General features: G+C 40.8%; 14 protein-coding genes. 4 read left to right on the top strand and 10 right to left on the bottom strand.

Annotated elements, in window-relative coordinates; genetic code table 11:
• Positions 1-151: 151 nt before the first annotated feature.
• From NST62_RS06285 to NST62_RS06275, 3 genes are all read right to left on the bottom strand, one after another.
• Positions 152-730, bottom strand: a complete 579-nt coding sequence (locus tag NST62_RS06285) for a transcriptional regulator (RefSeq protein ID WP_141603309.1) — start codon at positions 728-730, stop codon at positions 152-154.
• Positions 731-853: 123 nt separating this feature from the next.
• On the bottom strand, positions 854-1,150 hold the full coding sequence (locus NST62_RS06280) for a DUF2653 family protein (protein ID WP_141603310.1): 297 nt from the start codon (positions 1,148-1,150) through the stop codon (positions 854-856).
• On the bottom strand, positions 1,138-1,620 hold the full coding sequence (locus NST62_RS06275; protein WP_141603311.1) for a hypothetical protein: 483 nt from the start codon (positions 1,618-1,620) through the stop codon (positions 1,138-1,140). The genes NST62_RS06280 and NST62_RS06275 overlap by 13 nt, the downstream gene beginning before the upstream one ends.
• A gap of 271 nt (positions 1,621-1,891) precedes the next feature.
• On the opposite strand from NST62_RS06275, the gene NST62_RS06270 reads away from it, so the two are divergent.
• Positions 1,892-2,872: a diaminopimelate dehydrogenase gene (locus NST62_RS06270; protein ID WP_141603312.1), complete on the top strand. Its 981-nt coding sequence runs from the start codon at positions 1,892-1,894 to the stop codon at positions 2,870-2,872.
• A 160-nt stretch (positions 2,873-3,032) separates the two neighbouring features.
• Here the strand turns inward: NST62_RS06270 and acnA are convergent, their stop codons facing one another.
• Both acnA and NST62_RS06260 read right to left on the bottom strand, forming a co-directional pair.
• Positions 3,033-5,744, bottom strand: a complete 2,712-nt coding sequence (acnA, locus tag NST62_RS06265; protein WP_141600679.1) for an aconitate hydratase AcnA — start codon at positions 5,742-5,744, stop codon at positions 3,033-3,035.
• A gap of 304 nt (positions 5,745-6,048) precedes the next feature.
• The gene (locus NST62_RS06260; RefSeq protein WP_342463229.1) at positions 6,049-6,462 is read right to left on the bottom strand and encodes a hypothetical protein; all 414 of its coding nucleotides are present in this window, start codon (positions 6,460-6,462) and stop codon (positions 6,049-6,051) included.
• 417 nt (positions 6,463-6,879) lie between these two features.
• Here NST62_RS06260 and NST62_RS06255 point away from each other — a divergent pair, with 417 nt between their 5' ends.
• Positions 6,880-8,793, top strand: a complete 1,914-nt coding sequence (locus NST62_RS06255) for a right-handed parallel beta-helix repeat-containing protein (RefSeq protein WP_342463228.1) — start codon at positions 6,880-6,882, stop codon at positions 8,791-8,793.
• A 127-nt stretch (positions 8,794-8,920) separates the two neighbouring features.
• Positions 8,921-10,036, top strand: a complete 1,116-nt coding sequence (yfkAB, locus tag NST62_RS06250) for a radical SAM/CxCxxxxC motif protein YfkAB (protein ID WP_342463227.1) — start codon at positions 8,921-8,923, stop codon at positions 10,034-10,036.
• A 211-nt stretch (positions 10,037-10,247) separates the two neighbouring features.
• On the opposite strand, the gene NST62_RS06245 is transcribed toward yfkAB, so the two are convergent.
• Together NST62_RS06245 and tnpB are read right to left on the bottom strand one after the other, a co-directional pair.
• Positions 10,248-11,867, bottom strand: coding sequence for an IS66 family transposase (locus NST62_RS06245; RefSeq protein ID WP_211358719.1), 1,620 nt, complete (start codon positions 11,865-11,867; stop codon positions 10,248-10,250).
• Between the two features lie 3 nt (positions 11,868-11,870).
• Complete coding sequence (gene tnpB, locus NST62_RS06240; RefSeq protein WP_141603390.1) at positions 11,871-12,224, bottom strand: IS66 family insertion sequence element accessory protein TnpB; 354 nt, start codon at positions 12,222-12,224, stop codon at positions 11,871-11,873.
• Positions 12,225-12,894: 670 nt separating this feature from the next.
• On the opposite strand from tnpB, the gene NST62_RS06235 reads away from it, so the two are divergent.
• Positions 12,895-13,911, top strand: coding sequence for a C39 family peptidase (locus NST62_RS06235; RefSeq protein ID WP_141600683.1), 1,017 nt, complete (start codon positions 12,895-12,897; stop codon positions 13,909-13,911).
• Between the two features lie 102 nt (positions 13,912-14,013).
• On the opposite strand, the gene leuD is transcribed toward NST62_RS06235, so the two are convergent.
• Genes leuD through leuB form a run of 3 tightly spaced genes read right to left on the bottom strand, consistent with a single transcriptional unit; the run spans position 14,014 to position 17,150 of the window.
• A complete protein-coding gene (leuD, locus tag NST62_RS06230; RefSeq protein WP_141600684.1) occupies positions 14,014-14,607 on the bottom strand; it encodes a 3-isopropylmalate dehydratase small subunit in 594 nt (197 codons plus the stop codon).
• Positions 14,608-14,624: 17 nt separating this feature from the next.
• Positions 14,625-16,037, bottom strand: a complete 1,413-nt coding sequence (leuC, locus tag NST62_RS06225) for a 3-isopropylmalate dehydratase large subunit (protein WP_141600685.1) — start codon at positions 16,035-16,037, stop codon at positions 14,625-14,627.
• Between the two features lie 15 nt (positions 16,038-16,052).
• Positions 16,053-17,150, bottom strand: a complete 1,098-nt coding sequence (gene leuB, locus NST62_RS06220; RefSeq protein ID WP_141600686.1) for a 3-isopropylmalate dehydrogenase — start codon at positions 17,148-17,150, stop codon at positions 16,053-16,055.
• Positions 17,151-17,156: the final 6 nt, after the last annotated feature.

Raw genomic sequence — 17,156 nt, 5'->3', positions numbered from 1 at the left:
AAATAGCATGGGACAACATGTAAATGGAATGAGAGAACTTGATGAATTGGAAAATCATTTTTCGCTATATCTCAAGTCACTGGGTAATTAAATATTACATTAAAATAAAAAAACTGATGTGAATGAGGCTGCCATTCCATCAGTTTTTTCATTAGAAACCGATCAATTGTCCGATTGATTTGATATCATTCAAGATGTGTTCTTTATTGATGATGACATTTGCATACCAAAGTTCAATGATCTCCTTGGCTTTCTCCTCAACAGGCTTCTTTTTCCTGATTAATGAGACGATGGTATCAATGAATTTTGTCCTTTCTTCATAAAATTCCACCCGCTTATGAAAATCCCGGTTCACTTCAGTCTGGAACACTTTCCCGAGCCGAATGATTCCCAAATTGACGTGCTGTTCGGAATATAAGGTCGATCCTACATAGGCAAGCTTTTCATGGAAAGAAACCGGCCCTTCTTTAAAATAACCGGACATCAGCCGCTCCACTTCCGAAGCAACAGATTTCAGTTTACTGATTTGGCTATCCGTCAATTCTTTTGTTTGTTCGAAAACCGGCAGCATTGCCAGAGTATCTTCGAACAGTTCCTTCACTTTTTCAATCCGTTTCGCATCATAGGGTAATTTCAGCTGTTTTTGGATATTTTCAAACACAAATAACCGCTGAAGATAGCCCGTCAGCAACACAATGCCGTTATATGCTTTTTTGGCATCCATTGTCATCCGAATCCCACTTTCTCAAATCTTTTTCCTTGAACATAACATATTTCGATAGAAAACGAAATAGCCATTTCTCAGCATATTCTATTAAAAAGAGAAGGAGGTGCCATCAGGCGACACCTCTTTTTAATCCCATTCAATATTCGCGATGATTCCTTCTTCGTCGTGAAGATCCAGCACAATCCGTGCGGACATCGCATCCCGATGCAATTGTTCTTCGATATAAAGACGGATTGCGGTAATGAGATTTACCGTATTATAAGGCTCCATTTCCCCGTTGATGAAAGCTTCCGCGGCGAACCCTCTTGCATCATCATACAACAATTCCACTTCCACATCTTCCGGATGTACATGTTTAAATTTTGCGTGGAATAAACAAACGGCATCCACAATGTCCTGTTCAGATAATGTTATCTTCTCCAATGTTCCGTAACCTCTTTCTCATGTTTGCGTTTTAACATGAAATAAATTTTCATGATGAGATAAGCAATGAGCAAAATCGCCCCAAGATTAATCGCCAAACCTAACAGGTTACCAAGAAAACCTAAATCCCCAAGCAAACCGCCAAGCAATAGGCCGGCAAGTCCGCCGACAAGAAGACCTTTCATTAATCCTCCGGAAGAAAATCCTCCTTTTGGTGTGGAAGTTCCGGATTTGTTAGCCGTTGTGCCGGCTTTGTCCGTTTGATTTGTTGTCGCTTTGTTTACTCCATCTTTATTGGCGTCATCGTTCATCCGAGATTTGGAAGGGCTGTAATTTCCGCTGAATCCTTTTTTGCCGGACTTGTAAGATTTCGCTTCGACAGTAGTAATATCTCCGCTATCTAATATAAATGCACCCACATTGGAAAATACTAGTGCAAAAGCAAGCAGAACAGCTGAAAGTTTCTTCATAATAGTTGAATCCTCCTATTTTTGCATCACAGTTGTCATACAATACAAGTATAGCAAATCCTCAATGGTAAAAAAACTAAATACACCGACCGGTTTCAATGTTTTCATGGTGAATAGATGGTTATAATCTTTCTAATCCAACAATAGTGGTCATTTAGTATAAAAAATATGCCTTTTTATGCAAAGCATTGTATAAAAATTTATTGTATAATTATCTTCTGCGGGATATTATAAAATATATTCGTTGTTGTTTTAGGAGGAAGGAGTATTTATGAGCAAAATCAGAATTGGTATCGTCGGATACGGAAATTTGGGCAGGGGCGTTGAAGCTGCCGTTCAGCAAAACCCTGACACCGAATTGGTTGCGGTATTTACAAGAAGAGATCCAAAAACGGTCACAACAAAATCAAATGTAGAAGTGTTACATGTGGATGATGCACCATCCTATCAAGATAAAATCGATGTAATGATTTTATGTGGCGGTTCTGCAACAGATTTGCCGGAACAAGGTCCTCATTTTGCGCAATATTTTAATACTATCGACAGCTTTGACACGCATGCCCGCATCCCTGAATATTTCGAAGCAGTGAACGCGGCCAGTGAAAAAGCGGGCAAAGTTGCCATCATTTCTGTTGGATGGGATCCGGGATTATTCTCTTTAAACCGTCTTCTTGGCGAAGAGGTGTTGCCAGTAGGGAATACATATACCTTCTGGGGTAAAGGCGTAAGCCAAGGCCACTCTGATGCCATCCGCCGTATAAAAGGAGTAAAAAATGCGGTGCAATATACAATTCCGATTGAAGAGGCCGTAAACCGGGTTCGCCGTGGCGAAAATCCTGAACTTTCCACACGCGAAAAACATGCCCGTGAATGTTTCGTTGTGTTGGAAGAAGGAGCAGATCCGGCTAAAGTTGAACATGAAATCAAAACAATGCCAAACTACTTTGATGAATATGATACAACTGTGCACTTTATTTCCGAAGAAGAGTTAAAGAAAAACCACAGCGGCATGCCTCATGGCGGATTTGTCATCCGAAGCGGCGTAAGCGGATTGGGAGACAAACAAATTATGGAATTCAGCTTGAACCTTGAAAGCAATCCGATGTTTACTTCCAGCGTTCTTGTGGCCTATGCGCGGGCTGCCTATCGCTTAAATCAAAAAGGAGACAAAGGCGCCAAAACGGTATTTGATATCCCATTCGGTCTGCTTTCTCCAAAATCTCCGGAAGAATTAAGAAAAGATCTTTTATAATACTAAAGAAAAAACCTAAAAAATCATCCATCTCTTGATGGATGATTTTTTTCTCTCTCCTCCGCTCCCCTGCCGTTTTTAAATGTCTTCCCTTCCGATTCCTGAGTTCATAAAAAAAGCAGGTTGAACAAGTCAACCTGCTTTCAATTTCAGCGGAAAATTATTTTCCGGCTAATTTGTTTCTTAATACCATTTGTAGGATACCGCCATGACGGTAGTAGTCTACTTCCACTTCAGAATCGAAGCGGGCGATTGCTTGGAATTCTTTCACAGTTCCGTCTTCGGATTTCGCAGTAACTGTTAATAATTGACGAGGTTTTACATCGTCAGTGATATTAACGGAAATTTCTTCTTTACCAGTTAAGCCGAGAGAATCTGCGCTTTCGCCTTCCAAGAATTGTAGCGGCAATACGCCCATCATTACCAAGTTAGAACGGTGGATACGTTCGAAGCTTTGGGCGATAACTGTTTTGATTCCCAATAGGTAAGTACCTTTTGCTGCCCAGTCACGGCTGGATCCCATGCCGTAATCTTTGCCGGCAAGTACTACAAGGCCAGTGCCTTGTTCTTGGTATTTCATGCAAGCATCGTAAATGTACATTACTTCGCCAGTTGGCCAGTAAGTTGTGAATCCGCCTTCTGTACCAGGTGCGATTTGGTTGCGGATACGGATGTTTGCGAAAGTACCACGCATCATGACTTCATGGTTACCACGGCGGGAACCGTAAGAGTTGAAGTCACGGATTGCTACACCTTTAGAAATCAAATATTTACCTGCAGGAGTATCTTTACCGATTGCACCAGCTGGTGAAATGTGGTCAGTTGTTACAGAGTCGCCCAATTTTGCGATTACGCGCAAGCCTTTAAGTTCTTTGATTGGTTCAGGCTCTTTAGATAATCCTTGGAAGAATGGCGGATTTTGAATGTATGTTGAATTTTCATCAAATGTGTATAAAGACTCAGTTGATGTTTCAATTGCATTCCATTTTTCGTTTGCTGTGAATACTGTTTCGTATTCTTTTCTGAACAGTTCAGGCGTAACCACTTGATTTAGGATGCTGTATACTTCTTCAGAAGATGGCCATAAATCTTTGAAGTATACGTCGTTGCCGTCTTTGTCTTTTGCGATTGGATCGTTGAGAAGGTCGATATCCACTGTACCAGCTAACGCATATGTTACCACTAATGGTGGTGATGCTAGGTAGTTGGCTTTTACTAATGGATGGATACGGCCTTCGAAGTTACGGTTACCGGAAAGAACGGAAGTTACGAACAAATCTTTCGCTTTGATTGCTTCTTCGATTTCAGGAAGCAATGGACCGGAGTTACCGATACATGTTGTACAACCGTAACCTACAGTGTTGAAGCCGATTTGATCCAAGTAATCTTGCAAACCGGATTGTTTTAAGTAACCAGTAACAACTTTAGAACCTGGTGCTAAAGAAGTTTTTACCCAACGAGGCGGTTTAATTCCGCGTTCAACCGCTTTTTTCGCAACAAGACCTGCAGCGATCAATACATATGGGTTGGATGTGTTTGTACAAGATGTAATCGCAGCGATTGCAACTGCACCCGCAGGCATTTCCACTTCTTCGCCGTCAGCGAATTTGATTGTGGAAGTTTTGCTGAATTCATCTTCTGTTAAACCGAAGCCTTGTACGCCAGATGGTGCAACAACAGCTTCGCGATAGCGTTTTTTCATTTGAGATAATGGAATCAAGTCTTGAGGGCGTTTAGGACCGGAAAGGTTCGCTTCGATTTCGCTCAAGTTGATTTCCAACACATCAGTGTAAACCGGTTCGAAGTTTGGATCAAAGAACATATCGTTTTCTTTCAAGTATTTTTCGATTACTTGAACATGTTCTTCGTCACGGCCAGTTAAGCGCAAGTAGTTAAGTGTTTCATTGTCGATTGCGAAGTAACCGCAAGTAGCACCATATTCAGGAGCCATGTTGGAGATTGTCGCGCGGTCAGCAAGCGGCAATGTTGCAACACCTGGACCGAAGAACTCAACGAATTTACCAACTACACCTTTTTGGCGCAATACTTGAGTTACTTTCAATGCCAAGTCAGTGGCAGTAGCGCCGTCTGGAAGCTTACCAGTGAATTTCACACCGATAACTTCTGGGATTCTGAAGTATGATGGTTGTCCAAGCATTCCTGCTTCAGCTTCGATACCGCCAACACCCCAGCCAAGAACGCCAAGACCGTTGATCATTGTTGTATGGGAGTCAGTACCAACTACTGAATCTGGGAATGCTTCAAATGTACCGTCTTCATTTTCTTTAACATGGATTACAGGTGCCAAATACTCCAAGTTTACTTGGTGAACGATACCTGTAGCTGGAGGAACCGCACGGAAATTATCGAATGCAGTTTGTGCCCATTTTAAGAATTTATAACGTTCAGCATTGCGCTCGAACTCCAAATCCATGTTAACTTGTAATGCGTCAGGTGTACCATATTTGTCTACTTGTACAGAGTGGTCGATTACAAGGTCAACTGGAATTTCAGGGTTGATTTTAGCAGGATCTCCACCAAGTTCTTTCATTGCGGAACGCAAAGATGCCAAGTCCACAACTACTGGAACCCCAGTGAAGTCTTGTAGAACTACGCGGGATGGTTTGAAAGGAACTTCACCTTCTGGATCTGCACCTTCAGCCCATTTTGCAAGGTTGTTTACGTGTTCTTCTTTGATTACATAGTTGTCATATTGACGTAGAACAGATTCCAAAAGAACTTTGATGGAATAAGGAAGACGTGATACGTCAGCAATGCCTGCTTCTTTTAATGCCGCTAAACGGTAATAGTAGTAAGTTTTACCGTTCAGTTCAAAAGAAGCGCGACTGTTGTGTAAGTTGCTCTTTGTCATATGTAATCCCCCTATATTAGTTTTAAAGGCTATCGAGTTCTCTTCTCCATGACCAATAATAACTTACTTAAATTCATAAGTAAATTACATTAAAATTATGTTTTGTCATTAGAGATTTTTATTGAACCTGATGGCCAATTCAATTTTATTCCAAAAGATTCAACATTTCAATGAAATAATAAAAAATGCACCATTCATGAAATTCACGAATATTTTGGATAATTCCAATTATAGTTTATACTTACCTTCCAAAAAATTAAAGGGACTTTTTATGAATAATTATTCCTTTTTAAAAAATGAATGATTAAATAGATAATTCGCTGATTATTTTCCCTTTTTCATTTTTGACTTTTATATCAAAATGCTCCCGGGTTTCCAATTGTTTTAGCTCTACATACCAAATAGAATACTCATTTGCCTGATATAAATCCGTCGCAATTTTTGGCATATCATTAAGTTCCACAATTTCCGCGTTGGTTCCATTTATTTCTACCAGAATATTCCCCCTGCCCTTGATTGCCCCAAAAAGGATTTTTTCATCGGAGTAGGCTGCCGAAATTTCGTTTTCCTTTATTGCTTCCGGCCACTTTCCTTGGACAATTTCCCCCTCTTTCCAACCTTTCCAGGTTTTCTTGACCACAACAGTTCCGTAATATTTGCCGTCAGCCAAAAAGAAGTAACGATGTTCTTTCTTATTTATTGGACCGTCTATCCACACATAATCTCGATCTTTCGGCAGCGCTTCCGCCGGCGTATCATATCCGGCTCCGGAAAAATGGATTGAATATTGCTGGTATAAAAATCGGCAATGATAAAAAGCAGAGCGATCGACAGTATTCTTGCAATCCGGTTATTCAAGGATGTCCTCTCCCTTTCAGACTTGAGAAGCTATAATATAAAATTTTCCTTTTACATAAAATGAAGCATATTCGGCTAAGAAACTGAAGCACTTTCCTCGTAAATACTTTGCGGCTTCCCCATGCCGATTCACTTGCCCTCCGATCCGTGTTGCACATCATTACATACCATTTTAGCGGAATCCTTAAATTTTTTGCTCAGTTTCAACAAAAAAGGATTAGAATTCCAATTTTTTAGTGAGAATAAGTGTACGGAAGCTTTTAGGAGGGGTTATAAGATGATTCGTTCAATCTATAACTTGATGTTCTCAAAATTCAAAACACTGAAAAGCACCTTAACGAAAACAGCCGATGGAGAAATCATTCAACTATTTCCGAAAAAATATAAGGAATCCGTTCAAATAGATAAAGATGTGACATTAGTAGGGGATCCAAGCGGCCAGACCGTAGTCGAAGGCATGCTGATCATTCCGAGAAACGTCCGTGTGATTTTCCGGCAGATCACCCTTTCCCCCAATGCCCAATTGTATATTGAAGGAGAAGCAATTTTTGAGCGCTGCATCATCAAAGGAAATACGGATGTATTGATTACCGTGAACGGCGGATATATCAAAGCTGTCGAAAGCGAATTTAAAAAAGCCGGAGAAGTGGGCATTGCATTATTGAACAACAGCAATGGAATATTTAAGGGCTGCAAGTTTCGGTTTAACGGGGACACACATCTGTTCATCAAGCAGTCAAAAGCCTACCTGGAATCATGTGAAGGCTCCAATGCATTAAAAAGTTTATGGATTACGGACGGATCTTTTGTACAAACAAAAAAATGCCATTTTCATCATCATATTGACACACAGATTTTGGCGGAAGGTGCAACGTATATCGACGACGGAAGCACTATAGAAAGCGGGGATGGCCTGGGAATTGCAGCCAAGGCCGATTCGGAAGTGACGTTGCATTCGACAATTCTCTATTCCAATGCTTCTGTACAATTGTTTATTGAAAACAGCAGAGTATCCGGAAAATATTGCACGATTCAAAATGGGAAAGAATGCGGCGTCATGTTGCATGAAAGCGAAGGATTTTTTGCCCACTGCGAAATTTCCAACCATCAATCAACGAATGTTCAAGCAAAGAAAAAATCAATTGCCCATTTTGAACGTTGCGAAATCCATTCCGGACATGAAAATGGCATTTTCATCGGCAAAGATTCAATTGTCAATTGCAGTGAAACGATTATTAAAAACCATTTATCCTTCCAAGTGGTTGTTTCGGAAAAATCCATTTGTTCCATGAAGGATTGTTTTATTGTGAGCGGACGCCATGTTGGAATACTTGTGGAAAAAAAATCGGAATGCATGCTCGTGGAATGCTATGTTCTTCAAAACAACAATTCCGCTTTCAACGTCGACCGGGCGATTTTGAAATTGTATCGCTGCGAAGTTTCTGATAACAACGGAAACGGTATTTTGGCGATCAACCATTCCCATGTGGAAGTGGATGGGTGCAACTTCCATCACAATCAAATGCCGCATATCGCCAGCAAAACAAAAGTGAAAATATATATCTGCAATACCGATTTCCATCGGGGAAAAAGCATATTTCTTATACAGCGTTGCAAGATGCATGCAGTAAACTCAAGGTTCCACGACAGCATGAATGTCCAAATCGAAATTACGGAACATTCCACCGCAAAATTTGAGCATTGCCAAATATATAATGGAAAATCGTATGGAGTAAAGGTTTTGAAAAATTCCAATTTCTTCTTCTACCATAGCCAAATTTTCAAGCATGATTTGTCGCAAATAGTCGTCAATGATAGTTCCGTGATTTTGAATAATTCCGAAATCTATCAAGGGAAAAGAAATGCGTTATTTATCCAAAACCATAGCGAAGTGTATATTCAGGAAAGCTTTATTTCCAAACATGCCCAGACACAAATTTGGATCGATAACGATTCTACTTTGGAGCTTCTGAGCGTACAGTTAACGGATGGGGAGCATTCGGATTTGCATGCCCAAAATCAATCAAGGATTTATGTGGAAAACAGCATGATCCGAAATGAAAAATGCCGCTATAATGTGCAAGCTCTTAATCATTCGAAAATCGAAATCGTCAAAACAATCGTCGAGAACAAATACGGGGACGTCTATTACAGCGAAAACAACAGTTCCATCAATAACTCCGATTATTGATGGGACTGTTGTTTTGTTCATGTAAATTGCATTTTTGTGAAAAATGTTCTAACTAAAGAAATTTTAGTTTGCGAAACTTGGAATCTGTGAGAAAATAGATAGTTGGAAAGGAAGAGATTCGAAAGCTATGACGACTCTAGAAAAAATTACGCCTCATTATGATCCGTGGGAAAGTTATTTGGATATTGAGAAATACGGCAAACTTGTATTATCGAATATTGAATTTACAACCACCTACTTGTGCAATATGCGCTGTGCCCATTGCGCAGTAGGATATACATTGCAAACAAAAGATCCGGATGCTTTGCCTCTTGATTTGTTGTTAAAGCGATTGGATGAAATTCCGACGCTCAGGTCTTTGAGCATCACCGGCGGAGAACCGATGCTGAGCAAAAAATCGGTTGAACGGTACGTCAAACCGATTTTGAAATATGCCCATGAACGGGGCATTCGCACGCAAATCAATTCAAACTTAACCCTTGATTTGGACCGTTATTTGGAAATCGCTCCATATGTCGATGTTCTCCATATCTCCCATAACTGGGGAACGGTTGATGAGTTCGTGGAAACCGGTTTTGCCATGATGGATCGGAAACCGACTTATGAACAGCGGGCCAAATTGTTAGAGCGTATAATTGAAAATGCCCGTGCGTTAAGCGACCATGGAGTCATGGTTTCTGCGGAAACGATGCTGAACAGAAAAACGGTGCCTTATATCGACCATATTCATCATCAAGTGGTACATGAAATGAAGTGCAAACGCCACGAAATACATCCTATGTATCCATCGGACTTCGCTTCCTCCTTGACTGATTCCAGCCTTTCATTGGATGAAATCAGGGAAACAATTCATCATCTGCTCGACATCCGTGATGAAAACACGTGGATGTTATTTGGTACCCTGCCTTTTTACCATTGCAGTCCTAAGGAAGAGGATCAAGCGCTGTTAAAACGATTGAAAGAAGCGAAAAATGTGACAGTGCGAAATGACCCGGACGGCCGTTCCCGTTTAAATATCAACATTTTTACCGGCGATGTGATTGTGACGGATTTTGGCGACATGCCGCCACTGGGAAATGTACAAACTGATTCCTTGACGGACATTTTTGAAAAATGGCTGGAAACGGATGTGGCAAAATCTTTGAATTGCCATTGTCCTGCAGTAAAATGTTTGGGACCAAATGTGCTCGTTAAAAATATGTATTATCCAACAAAGAAATTTGAAAGTGGTTCAGCAATTTAATAAGTGAGTAAGGGATGGAGTCAATGCCATCCCTTTTATTTTTTACCGTATACATAAAATCCTCTTTATAATGAAGCATCCAGCAGATTGGACAAAAGTAAGCCCGAATTCAAATGACGCATTGAAAAACTTAAAACAGGGATTAAAAAAGCGTACCTATTAGTACGCATGACAAATAGCCCTACAATCTTGAATTTTTTCAGATTGAGGGCTATTTTGCTATTGCACATGATTCACGTATATTTTTAGACCAAGGCAAGTAGCGATCGATTATTTCTGGTTGCTGATGGATTGGGAGGTTTGGGAGTTCTGTCAATACTTTGACCAAGTATTGATAGAAATCAATTCCATTAGCTTTTGTCGTTTCAGCTAAACTCAAACAAACGGCATTGGCATCAGCTCCCAATTCACTCACAGAGAAAAGCCAGTTCTTCCGACCAATCACACTCGGACGAATCGCATTTTCTGCTGGGTTATTGTCAATCGCAATTCGACCGTCATATAGAAATGCTTTTAGACCTTCGGCATGTTTCAAGGTATAGTTTGCCGCTTCCGCAAGGGCACTTTTGCCGTAAAAAGGAGATTCATCTACCCATTGTAAGAATTCTTCCACAATCGGTTTGGAATATTTTTTTCGTGCTTTTCGACGTTTGCTTGGTGAAAGTTTCTTAAACTTTCGTTCCAATTCGTAGAGTCGATTACAATATTCTACACCTTTTTCGGCGTTTTTACTGTTGGCTTTTAGCCATTTTCTACGCACATGTGCCCAACAATTGGCGAATGTGACGTTAGGTAAACCAGCGTATGCAGAATATCCGTCACAAATGATGGTTCCCTTGAACTTTTCCACGAAGTCTTTTAAAACTTCCCGACTTCGCGATAACGCACTATGAAACATGACGATGGTCGGCCCTTGAGAAGCAACGCTTCGGAATACCCAGTTATAAGCATTAGACTGAGCCGACTTTCCATCCGAACGGTTGAGTATTTGAGCGTATGTTTCATCAATATGAAGAATTGATTTTTTCATAAGGAGCTCTTTCATACGATGGTAGATTGGATGAAGCCAATCCTCCGCGATTCGAATCACCCAGTTCGATAAATTTTTATCGTTTGTAAGGAGACCATAATGGTTCCATTCCTTTACCTGGCGATATAAAGGTAAATATTGAACAAACTTATCGTAGATGATTTTTGCCAAGACCGTTGGTCCAGCAATACTTCGTTGAATCGCTGGTTGTGGTGCTTTGCCTCGTTTGATTTGTGAATTTTTGCTGAGATCTTTTTTACAATTCCTGCACTCATAAGCGTGTTCGATATGTCGAACACGCTTCACAATAGCCGGTATAAATTTTGCTTCCTCACGAACAATCGTGCTGCCGATCTCTGTCATCTGAGATTGACAACACTCGCATTGTAAGTTTTCAGGGTGATGATGAATTTCTTCAATTTCTAAACCATCCACGAAGAAATCGTTTCGTTTCTTTTTATGTATTTTACGAACAACTGTATAGGTAACAGTGTCCGTGCTTTGTTCTTCTGTGTGCTCAGGTTCGTTAAAAAAAGAGTCATCATCAAATAAAGAACATTGTCCATCTGGAGCTTGGTACTTTGATTTTTCTGATTTTGAGCCATAAAGAAGCTTTGTTAAATAGCGAACTTGTTGTGACAACGATTCAATTTGTTTCAACAGTTCTTCATTTCTCTTATTGGATTGCGCGAGTTGTTCTTCTAATAATTGAATTAATTTTTCATTCGAATCATTGCTCACATCATTCACCACATTTCCGTCCAAATTCAATAATGTCTTGATTATATCACTAGTAATCATTGGTTAAAAGACACCTTTTTTAGATTTTTGTATGGCTTTCGGTTGATGAATTGTGAGTCCTTCAAGTAACCAACGAAGTTGTTGTTGCGTGAGCCGACGAACTTCATTTTTATTTCGTGGCCATTGGAGTTTGCCATTATCCAATCGTTTATAAAGCATAGCGAAGCCATCTCCATCAAAGTATAAACATTTATAACGATCTTTCCTTCGACCGCAAAACAAGAAGATTGCCTCGCTGTATGGATCGAGTTCGAATGAATCCTGAATTAGCGTTGCTAGACCGTCGATTCCTTTTCGCATATCTGTATGACCGCAAATGATATAGATATTTTTGCATTTTGTAAAATCATGAATCATTTCGATTCAACTCCCTGATAACCGCTTGAAGTAATTGAGGTTTGACACCGGGGTAGAAGGAGATTTTACACTGATTGGATTGAATGACGCATATTGGTCTGAGTGGACCACGACTTGCTGGGGATGGAGTTGGATCAGATTTGGACTCTAATTTTACAGGCACGATATTGAGTTTTTCCGTTGTCAAAAAAAGAACACCTCCTCTGTAATTGTTACTTTCATCTTACAGGGAGGTGTCATTGATTTATAGGCGTTGTTTGATTTCGGGCTTACGGACAAAATCCCTTCTTCGAATCAAATCCGCTTTTAAAATTTGATGAATGGCCGATATAATAGATGAACATCCATCCAGGAAATATTATTTCCATCCTCTCAGCATTGTTTTAATCATGTTGGAAAACGACCGATTGACTTCCCTGCTTTCGTTTAATATCAACGTTTAATTTAGTTATTATAATTTTCTTTAATTTGGTAATTGCTTCAATCAATAATTGGACCAGTTTCTAATCATTTTTCGCAAAATTAGCCGGTTTATCATATTATTCTTCCTGCGGCGAAAGTATTTTTTTATCCGGAAAAGCAATAATAAGATAAAGTTTTTTCAGGATCATCCGATGAACCATTTAGTTGGAAATATTACAACAGATGCAATTCAAGGGAGTGCATCCAAATGAGAACATATCCATTCATTCTGTTTAGTTTATCCATTCTGTTTCTGTCAGGTTGTTCAACTTCCATGGAAAGCCAGGAAATTAGAATGACGGGTAAACAACAATTTAGCGCCTTGTCTACTTCTACCGAAAAGCCTTCGGAAGTATTGACGGTTCAAACCGTAGAGTTTTCCAGCGGACAAGGCGTACCGAACCTGGGTGTTGCATTGTTCGATGTGGAAACCCAACAAGAAATTGAGCGGGGAATCGCCGATAAAAACGGAATGGCCTATTTTGAACAAGTCTCACCTCAGGGATTGTATGATATTGTCATTTACCGCATCACAAAACAAGGGGAATGGATGGAACAATCCCGGGAAAGCATAGTATTTAATCCGGAGCATCCAACGGTACGTATTGAAACGTTCAATGCTTCCCCGAAAGATTATTTAAAAGTGCCGGTAGTCCTTCAAAACCCTGAATTGCCAAATGGTTGTGAAATCACTTCATTAACTGCCATCTTGAATTATTATGGAATCAAGATGGATAAATTAAACTTGAATGAATATTTGCCGAAGTCCAAAGTGTATTTAAAAAATGGTGTGTTGTACGGTCCCGACCCTAATCAGGCCTATGCAGGCGATCCGAAAGATCACGATGATGGCTATTACGTTTTTGCACCACCGCTCGTTGATGCGGCCAATAAAATTTTAACCGAGAAGAATGTCGGATTTCGGGCTCTGGATATCACAAACGCCACGAAAGAAGAAATCATTGATTATGTGCATTCCGGAGTGCCTGTTTTAACATGGGTGACCATTGATTGGAAAAAACCGAAGAAATTCGCTTCTTGGGTAATCGAGGGAACCAATAGAAAACATGTTGTATACAAAAACTTGCATGTGGTGGTTTTGATCGGCCATCAAAAAGGAAAAGTGACGATCATGAATCCTTTAAAAGGCATCGAAAAGGTGGATGAAAAAACATTTTTCCTCCGCTATGAACAATTAGGATCCCACGCTATGGTGGTTTTGTAACCATGGACTTTCCGTATGAAACTAAAAAAGCGGCTCTTTTTATAGAGACCGCTTTTTTATTCTGAAACCAAACGGCGATAACTAAGACGCCCTTTGAACCCATTATTTAAATACAATCCGTTTTTCCTCATATGCTTTGATTTTATCTTCATATTTGAACGTTAAGGCGATTTCGTCCCAACCGTTCAACAACATTTCCTTATAATATGGGTCGATGTTGAAATGATAAACGGCACCATCTTCCCCTGTTACTGTCTGCTCTGTCAAGTTTACTTCCACTGTGTATGGTTTTTGCAGTCCTTTTGCTAAAATTTCATCCACTTCTTCTTCTTTTAATTTCACAGGTAAAATCCCGTTTTTAAAACAGTTATTATGGAAGATATCCGCAAAGCTTGGAGCAATGATTACACGGAAGCCGTAATCCAAAATAGCCCAAGGCGCGTGCTCGCGGGATGAACCGCAACCGAAGTTGTCCTGTGCCACAAGAATTTGTGAACCTTTATATTCAGGTTTGTTTAATACGAAATCCGGATTCTCGTTTCCATTTTCGTCGTAACGCCAATGGTAGAACAAATATTTGCCGAATCCTGTGCGTTCAATTCGTTTCAAAAATTCTTTTGAAATGATTTGGTCTGTATCCACATTTTTGCGATCTAATGGTGTGATGACACTTTTGACGATATTAATTGGCTCCATTTATACCCGCCCTTTCATTAAGCTTGTTGTTCTTGTTTCAAATAGTTGCGGACATCGACGAAGCGTCCTTCAATTGCTGCCGCTGCGGCCATTGCCGGGCTTACGAGGTGTGTGCGAGCTCCAGCTCCTTGACGTCCTTCAAAGTTCCGGTTGGAAGTGGATGCACAACGTTCGCCTGATGGAATGATGTCCTCGTTCATGCCAAGGCAGGCAGAGCATCCGGAGTTGCGCCATTCGAAACCGGCTTCGATAAAGATTTTATCCAATCCTTCTTCTTCAGCGGCTTTTTTCACCGAGTAGGATCCAGGAACAACAATTGCACGCACGCCCGGTGCCACTTTTCTGCCTTTTACGATTTGGGCTGCTGTACGAAGATCGGATAAACGGGAGTTTGTACAAGATCCGATGAACACATGCTGGATTTCAATGGAAGTGATTGGCTGACCTTCTTCCAATCCCATGTATTCAAGTGCTTTTCTTAATGCCTGCTTATCAGTTTCGGATTCATAGTCGTCAACAGTCGGCACTCTTCCGGAAATTCCTGTACCCATGGATGGGTTTGTTCCCCAAGTTACATATGGCTCAATTTCACTTGCGTCGATTTCAAGCACTTTGTCATATGTGCATCCCGGATCAGATGCAAGGCTTAACCAATATTCAGCCGCTTTATCAAATTCTTCTTTCGGAGCAAATCGGCGGCCACGCAAGAATTCAACCGTTTTTTCGTCCGGAGAAATCAGGCCGGCTTTAGCCCCCGCTTCGATGGACATGTTGCAGATTGTCATCCGTTCTTCCATGGACAAATTGCGGATCGCTTCACCGGTATATTCAATAATATATCCAGTGCCTAAACCTACTCCCCACTTGGCAATGATTGCCAAGATGATGTCTTTTGCCGTTACGCCAAAGCCGAGTTTGCCGTTGACGCGGATTTCCATTGTTTTCGGTTTGTTTTGCCATAATGTTTGAGTTGAAAGAACGTGTTCCACTTCGGAAGTACCGATTCCGAAAGCCAATGCTCCAAACGCGCCGTGTGTGGACGTATGGGAGTCACCGCAAACGATCGTTTTTCCTGGCTGTGTCAAACCTAATTCAGGTCCGATGACATGGACAATTCCTTGGTCCGGATGACCGATGCCTGCAAGTTGAATGCCGAACTCAGCACAGTTTTTCTCCAATGTGCTCATTTGTTTTTTCGCAATCGGGTCATTCACCGTATAAATATCTTTTGTCGGTACGTTATGGTCCATCGTTGCAAAGCAAAGATCCGGACGGCGAACCTTTCTTCCGGCAAGTCTTAATCCTTCAAAGGCTTGTGGAGACGTTACTTCGTGAATTAGATGAAGATCGATATATAATAGATCCGGTTTTCCTTCTTCCCGATGAACTACGTGTGATTCCCAGATTTTTTCAATAATATTTTTTGCCATCTTTACCACCAACCTTTAAATATATGATTCCATGATGCTGTCTGAAACGAAACTTGTATCGATTTCAGCGATGACTTTGTCAGTCCATTCATCTGTCGTTAAAGCTTTTTCTTTATCTGTTGCAAGATCTCTTGTAAAGTATCCGTCTTCAAATACGGCATTGACTGCGCGTTCGATTTCCGCCGCTTCTTCTTTCATGCCGAAGGAGTATTGAAGCATCATCGCGACGGAAAGGATTGTTGCTGCCGGGTTCGCAATGCCCAATCCCGCGATCTCAGGAGCAGATCCATGTACCGGTTCATATAGACCGAATGAATCTCCACGGATGGATGCGGATGGCAATACGCCTAATGAACCTGTGATGACGGATGCTTCATCGCTCAAAATATCTCCGAACATGTTATCTGTCACAATGACATCATAATGGCTTGGATTTGTGATGAGCTTCATTGCGACTGAATCCACTAAATTATGCTCCACTTCCACTTCCGGATATTGCGCTTTTTTCTCATCCACGATTTCACGCCACAGACGTGAAGTTTCAAGCACGTTCGCTTTATCTACAGAGCAAAGTTTGCCTCTTCTCAATTTGGCAAGTTCGAAAGCATTGTCTACAATCCGTTCAATTTCTTTGCGGCTATAGATGCATAAATCGCTTGCGCCGTCTTCCGTGCGTTTCTTCTCCCCGAAGTAGATGCCGCCTGTCAACTCACGTACAATCAACAGATCCACATTATCTGCCACTTCTTTTTTCAAAGGAGAAGATTCTAATAAACTTGGAAAGGATTTTACAGGCCGCAGATTTGCAAATAAATCAAACGTTTTGCGGATTTGCAATAATCCTTTTTCAGGTCTCAATTCAGGCGGATTATGGTCCCATTTTGGCCCGCCTACAGCTCCCAATAAAATCGCGTCGCTTTGTTTACAAATTTCAATCGTTTCTTCCGGAAGGGGCGTATTAAATTGATCGATGGCAGCTCCTCCGATTGCTGCATATGCTATTTCAAAGTCGTGTTTAAATCGTTTGCCGACAGCTTTCAACACCCGAATCGCGGCTGCTACAACTTCAGGACCGATACCGTCACCAGGAAGTACCGCTATTTTCTTTTCCATTTGAAA

This window comes from Ureibacillus sp. FSL K6-8385 (assembly GCF_038593155.1).
GTDB classification, from domain to species: Bacteria; Bacillota; Bacilli; order Bacillales_A; family Planococcaceae; genus Ureibacillus; species Ureibacillus terrenus.
The sequence above is the reverse complement of the archived record's forward strand: the minus strand, read 5'-3'. Positions and strand labels throughout refer to the sequence as shown.

Coding starts and splice junctions, on each gene's coding strand:
- NST62_RS06285 (WP_141603309.1), bottom strand. CDS start 730: ATGACAATGGATGCCAAAAAAGCATATAACGGCATTGTGTTGCTGACG.
- NST62_RS06275 (WP_141603311.1), bottom strand. CDS start 1,620: ATGAAGAAACTTTCAGCTGTTCTGCTTGCTTTTGCACTAGTATTTTCC.
- NST62_RS06270 (WP_141603312.1), top strand. CDS start 1,892: ATGAGCAAAATCAGAATTGGTATCGTCGGATACGGAAATTTGGGCAGG.
- acnA (WP_141600679.1), bottom strand. CDS start 5,744: ATGACAAAGAGCAACTTACACAACAGTCGCGCTTCTTTTGAACTGAAC.
- NST62_RS06255 (WP_342463228.1), top strand. CDS start 6,880: ATGATTCGTTCAATCTATAACTTGATGTTCTCAAAATTCAAAACACTG.
- yfkAB (WP_342463227.1), top strand. CDS start 8,921: ATGACGACTCTAGAAAAAATTACGCCTCATTATGATCCGTGGGAAAGT.
- NST62_RS06245 (WP_211358719.1), bottom strand. CDS start 11,867: ATGATTACTAGTGATATAATCAAGACATTATTGAATTTGGACGGAAAT.
- tnpB (WP_141603390.1), bottom strand. CDS start 12,224: ATGATTCATGATTTTACAAAATGCAAAAATATCTATATCATTTGCGGT.
- NST62_RS06235 (WP_141600683.1), top strand. CDS start 12,895: ATGAGAACATATCCATTCATTCTGTTTAGTTTATCCATTCTGTTTCTG.
- leuD (WP_141600684.1), bottom strand. CDS start 14,607: ATGGAGCCAATTAATATCGTCAAAAGTGTCATCACACCATTAGATCGC.
- leuC (WP_141600685.1), bottom strand. CDS start 16,037: ATGGCAAAAAATATTATTGAAAAAATCTGGGAATCACACGTAGTTCAT.
- leuB (WP_141600686.1), bottom strand. CDS start 17,150: ATGGAAAAGAAAATAGCGGTACTTCCTGGTGACGGTATCGGTCCTGAA.